This is a genomic window from Pseudoduganella namucuonensis (assembly GCF_900116645.1).
Lineage (GTDB): Bacteria > Pseudomonadota > Gammaproteobacteria > Burkholderiales > Burkholderiaceae_D > Rugamonas > Rugamonas namucuonensis.
In genome coordinates, this window is the sequence record NZ_FPBO01000003.1 from 137574 (window position 1) to 151998 (window position 14425).

The 14425-nt window shown below is 64.4% G+C and carries 14 protein-coding genes; 13 read left to right on the forward strand and 1 reads right to left on the reverse strand.

All coding sequences use genetic code 11. The features are described 5' to 3' along the window. Positions 1–7: 7 nt before the first annotated feature. A complete protein-coding gene (locus tag BM436_RS04555; RefSeq protein ID WP_093553987.1) occupies positions 8–979 on the forward strand; it encodes a branched-chain amino acid ABC transporter permease in 972 nt (323 codons plus the stop codon). Between the two features lie 73 nt (positions 980–1052). Beyond that, a complete protein-coding gene (locus BM436_RS04560) occupies positions 1053–3125 on the forward strand; it encodes a 3-hydroxybutyrate oligomer hydrolase family protein (protein WP_093553989.1) in 2073 nt (690 codons plus the stop codon). A 79-nt stretch (positions 3126–3204) separates the two neighbouring features. On the opposite strand, the gene BM436_RS04565 is transcribed toward BM436_RS04560, so the two are convergent. Further along, positions 3205–4362 carry an iron-containing alcohol dehydrogenase gene (locus tag BM436_RS04565; protein WP_093553991.1) on the reverse strand — a complete coding sequence of 386 codons (1158 nt, stop codon included), beginning with the start codon at positions 4360–4362 and terminating at the stop codon, positions 3205–3207. Between the two features lie 132 nt (positions 4363–4494). Between BM436_RS04565 and BM436_RS04570 the strand changes: the two genes are divergently transcribed. The 11 genes from BM436_RS04570 to atpA all read left to right on the forward strand — a co-directional run bounded on the left by BM436_RS04570 (position 4495) and on the right by atpA (position 14395). Further along, positions 4495–5265, forward strand: a complete 771-nt coding sequence (locus BM436_RS04570; protein WP_093553993.1) for a sulfite exporter TauE/SafE family protein — start codon at positions 4495–4497, stop codon at positions 5263–5265. A gap of 202 nt (positions 5266–5467) precedes the next feature. After that, the gene (gene mnmG, locus BM436_RS04575) at positions 5468–7399 is read left to right on the forward strand and encodes a tRNA uridine-5-carboxymethylaminomethyl(34) synthesis enzyme MnmG (protein WP_093553995.1); all 1932 of its coding nucleotides are present in this window, start codon (positions 5468–5470) and stop codon (positions 7397–7399) included. After that, complete coding sequence (rsmG, locus tag BM436_RS04580) at positions 7396–8052, forward strand: 16S rRNA (guanine(527)-N(7))-methyltransferase RsmG (RefSeq protein WP_093553997.1); 657 nt, start codon at positions 7396–7398, stop codon at positions 8050–8052. Before mnmG ends, rsmG begins: the two co-directional genes overlap by 4 nt. 103 nt (positions 8053–8155) lie before the next feature. After that, entirely contained in the window at positions 8156–8926 is a 771-nt protein-coding gene (locus BM436_RS04585) for a ParA family protein (protein ID WP_093553999.1), read from the forward strand. Positions 8927–9006: 80 nt separating this feature from the next. Then, positions 9007–9903: a ParB/RepB/Spo0J family partition protein gene (locus BM436_RS04590; RefSeq protein ID WP_093554001.1), complete on the forward strand. Its 897-nt coding sequence runs from the start codon at positions 9007–9009 to the stop codon at positions 9901–9903. A gap of 288 nt (positions 9904–10191) precedes the next feature. Continuing rightward, positions 10192–10560: an ATP synthase subunit I gene (locus BM436_RS04595; RefSeq protein ID WP_093554003.1), complete on the forward strand. Its 369-nt coding sequence runs from the start codon at positions 10192–10194 to the stop codon at positions 10558–10560. Positions 10561–10579: 19 nt separating this feature from the next. Further along, positions 10580–11383 carry a F0F1 ATP synthase subunit A gene (gene atpB, locus BM436_RS04600; protein WP_093554005.1) on the forward strand — a complete coding sequence of 268 codons (804 nt, stop codon included), beginning with the start codon at positions 10580–10582 and terminating at the stop codon, positions 11381–11383. A 62-nt stretch (positions 11384–11445) separates the two neighbouring features. After that, positions 11446–11727 carry a F0F1 ATP synthase subunit C gene (gene atpE / locus BM436_RS04605; protein ID WP_057154289.1) on the forward strand — a complete coding sequence of 94 codons (282 nt, stop codon included), beginning with the start codon at positions 11446–11448 and terminating at the stop codon, positions 11725–11727. A gap of 38 nt (positions 11728–11765) precedes the next feature. Further along, complete coding sequence (locus BM436_RS04610; RefSeq protein WP_093554007.1) at positions 11766–12236, forward strand: F0F1 ATP synthase subunit B; 471 nt, start codon at positions 11766–11768, stop codon at positions 12234–12236. Between the two features lie 2 nt (positions 12237–12238). Further along, positions 12239–12772 (forward strand): F0F1 ATP synthase subunit delta, encoded by a 534-nt coding sequence (locus BM436_RS04615; protein ID WP_093554009.1) that lies wholly within the window; start codon positions 12239–12241, stop codon positions 12770–12772. 81 nt (positions 12773–12853) lie between these two features. Further along, positions 12854–14395 (forward strand): F0F1 ATP synthase subunit alpha, encoded by a 1542-nt coding sequence (gene atpA / locus BM436_RS04620; protein ID WP_093554011.1) that lies wholly within the window; start codon positions 12854–12856, stop codon positions 14393–14395. Positions 14396–14425 lie beyond the last annotated feature (30 nt).

The window sequence follows — 14425 nt, forward strand, 5'->3', positions numbered from 1 at the left end:
GGTTCAGATGAATAAAAACATAGGCTACGGGATCGCGCTGGCGGTGGCGCTGGCGGCGCCGTTCTTCGGTTACCCGGTGTTCCTGATGAAGCTGCTGTGCTTCTCGCTGTTCGCCTGCGCCTTCAACCTGCTGATCGGCTTCACCGGCCTGCTGTCCTTCGGCCACGCGGCCTTCTTCGGCGGCGCCGGCTACGCGGCCGGTCACGCGCTGAAGGTGTGGGGCCTGCCGTTCGAGCTGGGCGTGCTGGCCGGCGTGCTGGCGGCCGCGCTGATCGGCCTGGTGATGGGCGGCCTGGCGATCCGCCGGCAGGGCATCTACTTCTCCATGATCACGCTGGCGCTGGCGCAGATGGTGTACTTCGGCGCGTTGCGCGCGCCGTTCACCGGCGGCGAGGACGGCCTGCAGAGTGTTCCACGTGGAAAGCTGCTGGGCGCGCTGGACCTGGGCAACGACGTCACCCTGTACTACGTGGTGCTGGCCATCGCCGTCGCCGGCTTCGCGCTGATCGTGCGCACCGTGCACTCGCCGTTCGGCCAGGTGCTGAAGGCGATCAAGGAGAACGAACCGCGCGCCATCTCCCTCGGCTACGACGTCGACCGCTACAAGCTGATGGCCTTCGTGCTGTCGGCCGCGCTGGCGGGCCTGGCGGGCGCCACCAAGACCGTGGTGCTGGGCTTCGAGACGCTGACCGACGTGCACTGGGCCATGTCCGGCCTGGTGATCCTGATGACCCTGGTGGGCGGCATGGGCACCCTGGCCGGCCCCATCCTGGGCGCGATGATCATCATCGTGCTGGAGAACAAGCTGGGCGACATCGGCGAGTTCCTGGGCGCGGCCACCGGCGTCCAGTGGTTCAACACCCTGGGCGAGGCGGTCAGCATGGTGACGGGGCTGATCTTCGTGGCCTGCGTGCTGTTGTTCAGGCGCGGAATAGTCGGAGAAATCATGGGGCGCCTACCCGCGAGGAAAGCGGCCTGACAAGCAAGAAAAACGCCGGCCAGTCCGGCGTTTTGCATTTTTGGACAACTACTAAGTAGAAAGTGGAGATCTCATGAAATTGCCCGCACACATAGCCAAGCTGAGCCTGTTGGCTTCCGCCGCCGCCCTCGCCGGTTGCGGCGACCACAACAACGAGCCGGAGGAATTGAACGCCGTGCCGTCCTATCTGGGGGCGATCACCACCACCAGCTACGACGGGACCAGCGACGACCTGTTGACGGCCGGCCTAGGCAAAACCGGCCTGGGCGCCGCCGCCGCGCCGGCCTATGTCGATCCGCTCAATCCCACCGCCAAGGAACTGCGCCGCAACGCGATCTTCGCCAATTACCGCGCCGTGCTCGACATCAACCCCAACAGCGGCTATGGCACCCTGTACGGCCCCAACGTCAACGCCGTCGGCGTGGCGGGCGCGGGGGAGGGGATGGTGGCCGGCACCGAGTACATGGCGTACGCGGACGACGGCAGCGGCAAGATGAACGTGACGCTGATGGTGCAGGTGCCGGCCGGCTTCGACCCGGTCAACCCCTGCATCGTCACCGGCACCTCCAGCGGCTCGCGCGGCATTTACGGCGCCATCGGCAGCGCCGGGGAATGGGGCCTGAAGAACAACTGCGCGGTGGCCTACGCGGACAAGGGCAGCGGCACCGGCCTGTACACCTTCGACGACGACGGCGTGAACCTGCAGAACGGCCTGCTCGCCACGCGCACGGCGGCCGGCAAGAACGCCAGCTTCGCCCCCGCCGTCACCGAGGCGGAGCGCGCCGCGTACAACGCCAGCTACCCGGGCCGCGTCGCCTTCAAGCACGCGCACTCGCAGCTGAACCCGGAGAAGGACTGGGGCAAGGTGACCCTGCAGGCGGTCGAGTTCGCCTACTACGTGCTGAACGAGAAATACGGCACCCTGGCCTCCGACGGCAAGAGCCACATCGTGCGCCTGACGCCGAAGAACACGGTGGCGATCGCCTCCAGCATCTCCAACGGCGCCGGCTCCGCGCTGCTGGCCGCCGAACAGGACACCAAGGGCCTTATCAGCGCCGTGGCGGCCACGGAGCCGCAGATCCAGCCCAAGGCCGCCACCGGCTACACGGTGCGCCAGGGAGGCTCTGCCGTGGCCGCGCAGGGCAGGGCGCTGTTCGACTACTCGACCTACGCGGCGCTGTACCAGCCCTGCGCGGCCGGCGGCGCCACCGGTCTGGCGCGCTGCGCCTCGCTGGCCGCCAAGGGGCTGCTGACGGGCGCCAACGCCGCCGAGCAGCAGGCGAACGCCTTGACCAGGCTGAAAGCCTATGGCTGGACCGCCGACTCGGATGTGCTGCAGGGCCTGCACGCCGGCACCAACATCCTGGTGGCGGTGACCTACGCCTACGCCTACGGCAAGTTCGCCGTCACCGACAAGGTCTGCGGCTTCAGCTTCGCGCCGACCGACGCGACCGGCGCGGTGCTGCCATTCACCGCCGCGCAAAAGGCCGGCAGCTTCGCCACCCAGAACGGCATCATCGGCAACGTGGTGTACGAGGATTCGGTGGGCGGCGCCAGGCAGTACGCGTTCGGCGTGTCGTCCTCGACCGGGCAGGCCGATCAGTCGCTGGACGGCTTCCTGTGCCTGCGTTCATTGGCCACCGGCGTCGACACGGTCACGGGCACGGCGCTGACGGGTGCGCTGGCGGCGCAAAGCGCGCGCGTGAAAACCGGCATCGCCGAGGTGCAGGCGACCGGCAATCTGAAGGGCAAACCGGCGATCATCGTGTCCGGCCGCAGCGACGCGCTGATCCCGGTCAACCACGCTTCGCGCGCCTATCTGGGCATGAACGCGGCGGCGGAGGGCGGCGCCAGCAAGCTGCGCTACATCGAGGTGACCAACGCCAACCACTTCGACTCCTTCAGCTCGGCGCTGCCGGGGCAGATCGTGCCGCTGCACGTCTACCTGTTCCGCGCGCTGGACGCCGTGTACGCCAATCTGAAGAACAGCACCGCCTCGCCGCTGCCGCCGTCGCAGGTGGTGCGGACGGTGACGCGGGCCAGCGCCACGGTGCCGATCACGGTGGCCAACGTGCCGCCGATCGCGGCGACCGCCGGCGCCAACGCCATCACCGTGAGCGGCACCGTGGTGGACGTGCCCAACTAGGCCGCCATCCCCGCGCCGCGAGCGCAAGGCGGGGATGCGGCAGGGGAAACGGTTGGGGACGCGGACGGGCCCGCCCGGGCTACAAGGCCGCCGCGTAGATGGCCCGGGCATCCTCCCGGCTCATCTCGCGCGGGTTGTTGCCCAGCAGCCTGGTCTGCAACATCGCGTCATCCGCCAGCCGGTCCAGATCGCGCTCCGCGATCCCGACTTGCTGCAGCGTCCGTTCTATCCCCGTCACGATGGCGATCTGCTGCATCGCCACCACCAGCGCCTCCGCCCTCGCCTCCGCCGTGCCCGTCGCGTGCGGCACCACGATGCCCGCCAGTTCCGCGTACAGCTCGGCCGCGGCCGGCGCGTTGAAGCGCATCACATGCGGCAGCACCAGCGAGTTCGACAAGCCATGCGGCACGTGGAAAATGCCGCCTATGGGGTAGGCCAGCGCGTGCACGGCCGCCACCGGCGCGTTGGAGAAGGCCTGTCCCGCCAGCATCGCCCCCAGCAGCATGGATTGCCGCGCCGCCAAGTCCTTGCCGTTTTCGCAGACGCGCAGCAGGTTCGCAGACAGCAGCGACAGCGCCTGCCGCGCCAGCATGTCCGACAAGGGATTCTTTTTATGGCGGCTGGTGTAGGCCTCGATCGCGTGCACCATGGCGTCGATGCCGGTGGCGGCCGTCACCATGGGCGGCAGGCCGACGGTCAGTTCCGCATCCAGCACCGCCAGGTCGGCGTACAGCTGCGGCGCCACCACGCCCATCTTGGTGGTCTCGCCGGTGGTCACGATGGCGATGTTGGTGACCTCCGAGCCGGTGCCGGCGGTGGTGGGCACCTGCACCAGCGGCAGGCGCGCGCCGCGCACGTTGCCGATGCCGTAGATGTCGCCCAGCGCCTGCCCGCCGCCAGCCAGCACGGCGATCAGTTTCGCCACGTCCATCGAGCTGCCGCCGCCCAGGCCGATGACGATGTCGGCCTGGTGCGCGTGCGCCGCGTCCACGGCGGCCAGCACCACCGGTTCGGGCGGATCGGCGACCACGTCGGAGAAGATTTTCACGTGGAACCCGGCGCCCTCCAGGCTGTCCAGCGGCGCCTGCACCAGTCCGGTTTTCAGGAACCCCGGGTCGGTCACCAGCAGGACGCGTTGAGCGGAAGGGAAGCGCAGGTGCACGTGCGTCCCTAGTTTGCGGGCCGCGCCCAGTTCGGAAACGATGTGAGCGACGGTGCTGAAGGCGAAGTCATTCATGGCGGTTTCGGAGTCGTATAGGGCCTTTCAGCTTACACCAAAACATCTCGGCTTCGGGCGGGCGGGGGGCTTCTTCCGTACAATGTCGGCTTCGCTTTTTGGCCGCCGTTTCGCGCGTGTTGTGGAATTCATATGGTTGATTATTTGCTGCTCGGTGTGGCGGCTTTCTCCGCGGGGCTGGTGGACGCGGTGGTCGGGGGCGGCGGACTGATACAGATCCCCGTCATGTTTTCGGTCTTTCCCAATATGGCGCCGGCCACGCTGCTCGGCACCAACAAGCTGGCGGCGATCTTCGGCACCGCCGCCGCGGCGGTGAACTATGCGCGGCGCGTCAGCATCGCCTGGTCGACCGCCGCGCCCGCGTCGATGGCGGCGCTGATGTTCTCCTTCATCGGCGCCTACACGGTCACCAGGATACCGGCGGACTTCATGCGCGCCTTGCTGCCGGTGGTGCTGGTGGCCGTCGCCGTCTACACCTTCCGCCGCAAGGACCTGGGCAGCGTACACAAGCCCCTCTTCACGGGCTTCCAGGAAAAGGCGTGGGCGGTCGGCGTCGGCGCGCTGATCGGGTTCTATGACGGCTTCTTCGGCCCCGGCACCGGCAGCTTCCTGGTGTTCATGTTCGTGCGCTTCTTCGGCTTCGACTTCCTGGCCGCGTCGGCGGTGTCGAAAGTCGTCAACGTCGCGTGCAACTTCGCCGCGCTGTTGTGGTTCGGCTACAGCGGGCACCTGCTCTGGCAACTGGGTTTGATGATGGCGGTGTGCCAGGTGACCGGATCCATCCTCGGCACCAAGCTGGCGCTGAAGCACGGCAGCGGCTTCGTGCGCCGGCTGTTCCTGGTGGTGGTCACCATCCTCATCGTGAAGTCCGCCTACGACGCGTGGGCGCGCTGGCAGATGTGATGCCGGCGGTGATTGTTTCACGTGGAACATCGGAGAGGGCGCTTGCGGCGCCCTTTTTTACGTCCATACACTTGCCATGAGCCGGGCTCACGCGATGTTCCACGTGGAACAATCCACCTAATATTTTTGCCTAAAAAAGTCGCAGCACGGAAAAGACTCTATAATCTGGCTTCATATCCTCGCTTTCTACACAAATCCCAACATGTTATTTCCTACTGAATTCGACGTTATCGTTGTCGGCGGCGGTCACGCCGGTACGGAAGCCGCGCTGGCCGCGGCCCGTATGGGGCAGAAGACCCTGCTGCTGACGCACAACATCGAGACCCTGGGCCAGATGTCCTGCAACCCGTCCATCGGCGGCATCGGCAAGGGCCACTTGGTCAAAGAAGTCGACGCCATGGGCGGCGCGATGGCCATCGCCACCGACGAGTCCGGCATCCAGTTCCGCATCTTGAATTCCTCGAAAGGCCCCGCCGTGCGCGCCACCCGCGCCCAGGCAGACCGCATGCTGTACAAGCAGGCCATCCGCTCGCGCCTGGAAAACCAGCCCAATCTGTGGCTGTTCCAGCAGGCGGTGGACGACCTGATGGTGGAGGGCGACCGCGTGGTCGGCGCCGTCACCCAGATCGGCCTGAAGTTCCTGGCGCCCGCCGTGGTGTTGACCGCCGGCACTTTCCTCGACGGCAAGATCCACGTGGGCCTGCAGAACTACTCGGCCGGCCGCGCCGGCGATCCGCCCGCCATCTCGCTGTCCGCGCGCCTGAAGGAACTGAAGCTGCCGCAGGGCCGGCTGAAGACCGGCACGCCGCCGCGCATTGACGGCCGCAGCATCGACCTGTCCGCCATGACCGAACAGCCGGGCGACCTGGATCCGGTGCCGGTGTTCTCCGTCATGGGCAACACCGCCATGCATCCGCGCCAGCTGCCGTGCTGGGTGACGCACACCAACGCCCGCACGCACGACATCATCCGCGCCGGCCTGGACCGCAGCCCAATGTATACCGGCGTGATCGAGGGCGTCGGCCCGCGCTACTGCCCGTCCATCGAGGACAAGATCCACCGCTTCTCGTCCAAGGAGTCGCACCAGATCTTCCTGGAACCGGAAGGCTTGACCACCAACGAGTTCTACCCCAACGGCATCTCCACCAGCCTGCCGTTCGACGTGCAGATCGAGCTGGTGCGGTCGATGAAGGGCATGGAAAACGCCCACATCCTGCGCCCCGGCTACGCCATCGAGTACGACTATTTCGACCCGCGCGGCCTGAAGGCCTCGCTGGAAACCAAGGCCGTGGGCGGCCTGTATTTCGCCGGCCAGATCAACGGCACCACCGGCTACGAGGAGGCGGCGGCGCAGGGTATGCTGGCCGGCATCAACGCCGCGCTGCAGACCCAGGGCAGGGAAGCCTGGACCCCGGCGCGCTCGGAGGCCTACCTGGGCGTGCTGGTCGACGACCTGGTCACGCAGGGCGTGCAGGAGCCCTACCGCATGTTCACCAGCCGCGCCGAGTACCGCTTGAGCCTGCGCGAGGACAACGCCGACATGCGCTTGACCGAGATCGGCCGCAAGCTGGGCTGCGTCGGCGACGCGCAGTGGGAGTCCTTCGAGCGCAAGCGCGAATCGGTCGCGCTGGAGCTGGAGCGCCTGCGTTCCACGTGGGTGAATCCGCGCATCCTGGCCGCCGCCGAGTCCGAGCGCGTGGTGGGGCAGGCCATCGAGCGCGAGTACTCGCTGGCCGATCTGCTGCGCCGTCCCGGCGTGGAATATGAGACCCTGATGACCTTGTCCGGCATGGAAGGGCAGGCCCTGGCCGGTCCCGGCGTGGCCGATCCGGCGGTCAAGGAACAGGTGGAGATCCAGCTGAAATACGCCGGCTACATCGAGCGCCAGAGCAAGGAAGTGGAGCGCCACGAGCACTACGAGAACCTGAAACTGCCGGAGGGCTACAACTATCTGGACATCACGGCGCTGTCGGTCGAGGTGCGCCAGAAGCTGCACAAGCAGCGCCCGGAGACGCTGGGCCAGGCCTCGCGCATCTCGGGCGTGACCCCGGCGGCGATCTCGCTGCTGCTGGTGCACCTGAAGAAGAGCGGTTTCGGCGGCTTCGCGAACCTGAAAGACGAGGCCGTGCAATGAAGTTCTTCGACCGGACTGCGTTGGCCGAGGTATTGAATCAAGGCGTGGCGGCGCTGAAGCTGGAGCTGTCCGCCGCGCAAAAAGAGAAGCTGCTGGACTACCTGGCGCTGCTGAACAAGTGGAACGGCGTGTACAACCTGACGTCGGTGCGCGATCCCATGCAGATGATGACCTTGCACCTGCTGGACTCGCTGGCCGCCGTGCCGGCCTTCCAGGGCGCGAAGAGCGTACTGGACGTGGGCGCAGGCGGCGGCCTGCCGGGCGTGGTGCTGGCCATCGCGCTGCCGGACACGAAAGTGGCCATGATCGACACGGTCCACAAGAAAACCGCCTTCCTGACGCAGGTGAAGGCCGAGTTGGGCCTGGCCAACGTGACGGTGTACACGAAGAAGGTGCAGGAACTGGAGGCGCGGGAGCCGTTCGACGTGATCAGCTCCCGGGCCTTCGCCGACCTGTCGGATTTCGTCACCTGGTCCGGGCACCTGCTGGCCGAGGGCGGCCGCTTCATCGCGCTCAAGGGAACGGCCCCGGCGGAGGAGCGGGAGCGCCTGCCGGCGCCATGGAAAGTGAGCGGTTTACAACCCCTGGAAGTGCCGGGGCTGGACGCGGAACGGCACCTGGTGTTCATAGAAAAATCGATCGAAATTCAGTAACGGTATAAATGGTATAAACCATTTATACCGTATAAACCGTATAAACCGAATAAACAATATAAACCATTTATACCGTATAAACCGTATAGACCATAAGAGATTCATGGCCAAAATATTTTGTGTAGCAAACCAAAAGGGCGGCGTGGGCAAGACCACCACCACAGTCAACCTCTCCGCCGGACTGGCCAAACTGAACCAGCGCGTGCTGCTGGTCGACCTGGATCCCCAAGGCAACGCGACCATGGGCGCCGGCATCAACAAGGCGGGCCTGGCCGCGTCCACCTATGAGGTGCTGCTGGGCCAGTCGGACGTGGCCACGGCGCGCCAGCGCTCGGAGGCGGGGCGCTTCGACGTGCTGCCGTCCAACCGCGAGCTGGCCGGCGCCGAGGTCGAGATGGTGGAGCTGGACAACCGCGAGCGCCGCCTGAAGGACGCGCTGGCCTCGGTCGACAAGGAATACGACTTCATCCTGATCGACTGCCCGCCGGCGCTGTCGATGCTGACCCTGAACGGCCTGTGCGCCGCCAACGGCGTCATCATCCCGATGCAGTGCGAGTACTACGCGCTCGAGGGCCTGTCGGACCTGGTCAACACCATCAAGAAGGTGCACGCCAACCTGAACCCGGACCTGAAGATCATCGGCCTGCTACGGGTGATGTTCGATCCGCGCATGACGCTGTCGCAGCAGGTCTCGGCCCAGCTGGAGCAGCACTTCGGCGACAAGGTCTTCAAGACCATCATCCCGCGCAACGTGCGCCTGGCCGAAGCGCCGTCCTACGGCATTCCCGGCGTGACCTTCGATCCCGCCTCGAAAGGGGCGCAAGCCTATATCGCGTTCGGCGCCGAAATGGTGAAACGCATTAAGAAGATGTAAACCAACTGCAAAGGCCGGGGTCAGACCCCTTGGGGGTCTGACCCCATGGGTTGCATCTGGGTTTGGCATAGGAAATATAAATGGCAACGAAAAAACTGAAAGGCCTCGGTCGCGGCCTGGACGCCCTGCTGGGCGGCGACGGCGATCCCTCCAATCCGGCGTCGAACCCGGCCGCGCAGGCGCCGGGCGAACTGGCGATCTCGCAGATGCAGGCGGGCAAGTACCAGCCGCGCACCCGCATGGACGAGAGCGGCCTTTCCGAGCTGGCCGCGTCCATCAAGGCGCAGGGCATCATGCAGCCCATCCTGGTGCGGCCGATCGCCGCCGCCAAGGGCGACACGCTGGCTCGCTACGAGATCATCGCCGGCGAGCGACGCTTCCGCGCCGCGCAGATGGCCGGCCTGGAACAGGTGCCGGTGCTGGTGCGCGACGTGGACGACCGCGCCGCCGCCGCCATGGCGCTGATCGAGAACATCCAGCGCGAGGACCTCAATCCGCTCGAGGAGGCGCAGGGCATCCACCGCCTGATCACCGAGTTCACGTTCACGCACGAGCAGGCGGCCAGCGCGGTCGGCCGTTCGCGCAGCGCCGTGTCCAATCTGCTAAGGCTGATGAACCTGGCCGCGCCGGTGCAAACCATGCTGATGGCCGGCGACATCGACATGGGCCACGCCCGCGCGCTGCTGGCGGTCGACGCCGCCACGCAGATCACGCTGGCCAATGTTGTTGTGGCAAAACGACTGTCGGTGCGAGAAACGGAAAAACTCGTGCAGCGCGCCCAGGAGGAGCAATCCGAGCAGGCCGAGCGCAAACCGAAGGAGAAATCCGGGGACATCCTGCGCCTGGAGGAGGAGCTTTCCGACGCGCTGGCCACGCCGGTGGTGTTCAAGATGGGCGCCAAGGGCAAGGGACAGATGGTGATCGACTTCGCCGACCTGGACGTGCTGGACGGCCTGCTGACCCGCCTCAGGGGCTGACGCCCCCAAACAACGGTCCGCCGGGGTGTTTCCCGCGCCGGGCGGACCGGCCGCGTCCCCCTATGGGAAACACTTAATCTGTTGCGAATATACCCGGTTATCGCTTGCGGGATGATAGCGCTGACATCGGTCGCTATCTTGGTGCAACTCCTCCAAATCCGCCGCAAAAACGTCGCTTTCAAGCAGCAACTGCCCCGGGATGGTGCGAACGATGTTTGACCAAAGTGGCGAATTCCTAATATAATCCCGTGTCTTTAGTTGTATACGCTTTCTCTGGGAACCTGGCAAGTGAGTGATTTTACGCAAACTGTAGCCCGTCCCGTGTTTAAAGTAGTTGCCTTGCAGTTCACAATCGCCGTCTTTTTCTCCGCCGCCACCGCATATTTTGGCAGCCTGGGGAACGGCTGGTCTGCCGCCATGGGCGGAGCGATCGCGGTCATCGGAAGTCTGGTGTACGCGATTATTGTCGCGCGCGGAACTAATGACGCTAAGCAAGCCTTCCGGACGCACTTCCGCGCCGAGATGGTGAAAGTATTCTTGACAGCCGTGCTGTTCGTTTGCGCACTCGTGCTGTTCCCGTCGGCCGCCTATTTGTGGCTGATTCTAGGTTTTGCGGTGGCGACCCTCGCGTATTGGTTCGCGCTGCTAGCAGTTTAATTAACAAAATCTGACTATTATGACCACTGAACACGGGGGCCACGCGGCTCCGGCTAACGCCACACAGTATATCCAGCACCACCTGTCCCACCTGCAAAGCGGAGAAGGCACTGCGGCCATCAACCTGGACACGTTCTGGGTTTCGGCGCTTCTGGGCCTGGTGTTCCTCGGCATCTTCTCGCTGGCCGCCCGCCGCGCCACCTCCGGCGTGCCTGGCCGTCTGCAGAACTTTGTCGAATGGATCATGGAATTGGTGAACGACACCGTAAATTCCGCCTTCCACGCCAAAAGCGCCGTCATCGCCCCGCTGGCCATCACCATCTTCGTGTGGGTCTGGCTGATGAACGCGATGGACTTCCTGCCGGTGGACTTCCTGCCGCGCGTGCTGGAGTTCTTCGGCGTCTACAAGCTGCGCGTGGTGCCCACCGCCGACGTGAACCACACCTTCGGCATGTCGATCGGCGTGCTGCTGTGCATCATCGGCTTCTCCATTAAAGCCAAGGGCGTGGGCGGCTGGGGCAAGGAACTGTTCACCGCGCCGTTCCACGCGCACGGTGTCGCCGCCATCTTCCTGGCGCCGGTCAATTTCATCTTCCAGATGCTGGAATTGCTGGCCAAACCCATTTCGCTGTCGCTGCGACTGTTCGGCAACATGTACGCCGGTGAGCTGATTTTCATCTTGATCGCGTTGTTGCCTTGGTGGGCGCAGTGGCTGTTGGGTGGTCCATGGGCAATCTTCCACATCCTGATTGTAACTCTGCAAGCTTTTGTGTTTATGGCGTTGACGGTTGTGTACCTCTCCCTTGCGGTTGAGAAGCATTAATCAGCAACTTTATTTTTAGTTTTGAAGTATCTTTCGTTTTTTTTAAATTTAGGAGAAATCTAATGCAAGCTCTGATCGCACAAGTACAAAGCATGACCGTTCTGGCCGTAGCAATCATCATTGGCCTGGGCGCCATCGGTACCGCACTCGGCTTCGCTATCCTGGGCGGCAAGTTCCTGGAAGCTTCGGCACGTCAACCAGAACTGATGCCACAACTGCAAACCAAACTGTTCGTTATCGCCGGTCTGCTGGACGCGATCTCCATGATCGGCGTCGGTGTTGCTCTGCTGTTCACGTTCAACAACCCATTCCTGACCGCCCTGACCGCTGCCGTAGCACAGTAATCAACGCTCCAACCAGGGAAACTTTTTAGGAGCAAGGCATGGACATTAATTCGTCCCTCATCGGCCAGATGATCACCTTCGCGGTGCTCGTTTGGTTCTCGATGAAGTTTGTATTCCCGGCGCTGAATTCGGCGCTGGATGAGCGCGAAAAGCGCATCGCCGCAGGTCTGGCCGCCGCCGACCAAGGCCAGGAAGCAATGAAGGTCGCTGAGAAGCGCGCCGCCGAGGCCCTGTCGTCCGCCCGTGACGAAGCCGCCCAGCGCGTGTCGGACGCCGAAAAGCGTGCGCAGCTGGTCGCCGAGGAAATCAAGGCCAACGCCAAAGCCGAAGCGGACCGCATCATCGCGCAAGCCAAGGCCGAAGCCGAGCAGCAAGTCACCCAGGCCCGCGAAGCACTGCGCGCCCAGGTCGCCGACCTGGCCGTCAAGGGCGCCGAGCAGATCCTGAAGCGCGAAGTCACCGCGTCGGCCCACGCCGATCTGCTGACCCGTCTCGCGACCGAGCTGTAATCATGGCTGAACTCGCAACCGTCGCCCGTCCCTACGCGGAAGCCCTCTTCCGCGTAGCTCAAACCGGCAACCTCGCGCAGTGGTCCGACCTGGTGTCAGAAATGACCCAGGTCGGCGGCCATGCCGACGTGCTGGCCTACGCGCGCAATCCGAAAGTCTCGGATAGCGATGTCGCCGCCACCATTCAGTCTCTGCTGAAATCGCCGCTGAACGCGGAAGCCAAGAACTTCCTCGACATGCTGGTTGCCAACGGCCGTATCGAATTGCTGCCGGAAATCGGCGCCCAATTCCAGCTGTTGAAAAACAGCGCGGAAGGTGCGGCGGATGCCGAGATCTCGAGCGCATTCGAGTTGAGCGCCGCCCAGGTTACTGAGCTGGTCGCTACGCTGGAAAAGAAATTCAACCGCAAGCTCAATCCGAGCGTAACCGTGGATCCATCGCTGATCGGTGGCGTGCGCGTGGTGGTCGGAGACGAAGTGCTCGACACTTCGGTACGCGCCAAGCTGCAGCAGATGCGCACCGCGCTGGTTCAATAAGAACCGTGCAGTGACGCCGGCGGCAGCGGCAGACCCCATATACCCTCGCGCAAGCGGAGAGAACTACATTTAGGAGTTAGTATGCAACTCAACCCATCTGAAATCAGCGAGCTGATCAAGAGCCGGATCCAAGGCATTGACGGCGGCGCTGAAGTGCGCAATCAAGGCACGGTTATTTCCGTAGCCGACGGTATCTGCCGCATCCACGGCCTGTCCGACGTGATGCAAGGCGAGATGCTGGAATTCCCGGGCAACACCTTCGGCCTGGCGATGAACCTGGAGCGCGACTCGGTCGGCGCCGTTATTCTGGGTGCTTACGAGCACATCTCGGAAGGCGACACCGTCAAGTGCACCGGCCGTATTCTGGAAGTGCCGGTCGGCCCCGAACTGCGCGGCCGCGTGGTCAACGCGCTGGGCCAGCCGATCGACGGCAAAGGTCCGATCGACGCCAAGCTGACCTCCCCTATCGAAAAGATCGCACCGGGCGTTATCGCCCGCGAGTCCGTGTCGCAGCCCATGCAGACCGGCCTGAAGTCGATCGACGCGATGGTGCCGATCGGCCGTGGCCAGCGTGAGCTGATCATTGGCGACCGCCAGACCGGTAAATCGGCCGTCGCCGTCGACGCGATCATCAACCAAAAAGGCCAGGGCATGACGTGTATCTACGTCGCCATCGGCCAAAAAGCCTCGACCATCAAAAACATCGTGCGTTCCCTGGAACAGCACGGCGCGATGGAGTACACCATCGTCGTGGCCGCGACCGCTTCCGAGTCCGCCGCGATGCAGTACATCTCGGCCTACTCCGGCTGCACCATGGGCGAGTTCTTCCGCGACCGCGGCGAAGACGCCCTGATCGTGTACGATGACTTGTCGAAGCAAGCGGTTGCCTACCGTCAGATCTCCCTGCTGCTGCGCCGCCCACCGGGCCGCGAAGCGTATCCAGGCGACGTGTTCTACCTGCACAGCCGCCTGCTGGAACGCGCGGCCCGCGTCAACGCCGACTACGTCGAAGCCTTCACCGGCGGCGCAGTCAAAGGCAAGACCGGCTCGCTGACCGCCCTGCCGATCATCGAAACCCAGGCCGGCGACGTTTCCGCCTTCGTTCCAACCAACGTGATTTCGATCACCGACGGTCAGATCTTCCTGGAAACCTCGCTGTTCAACTCCGGCATCCGTCCCGCGATCAACGCCGGTATCTCGGTGTCGCGCGTTGGTGGCGCCGCCCAGACCAAGGTCATCAAAAACCTGTCCGGCGGTATCCGTACCGACTTGGCGCAGTACCGTGAGCTGGCCGCGTTCGCGCAGTTCGCCTCCGACCTGGACGAATCGACCCGCAAGCAGCTGGACCGCGGCGCGCGCGTGACCGAACTGCTGAAGCAGGCCCAGTACTCGCCGCTGTCGATCTCCCTGATGGGCGCCTCGCTGTTCGCGGTGAACAAGGGCTACCTGGACGACGTGCCGGTCAAGAAGGTGCTGCCGTTCGAAGCCGGCCTGCACTCGTACCTGAAGACCAAGCAAGCTGCCCTGCTGTCCAAGATCGAAGAAACCAAGCAACTGGACAAGGACGGCGAAGCCGCCCTGTCGGCCGCCATTGCTGATTTCAAGAAATCCGGCGCATTTTAAGCGGCTCGGCGGCTCCCACCCAGGTGGCGA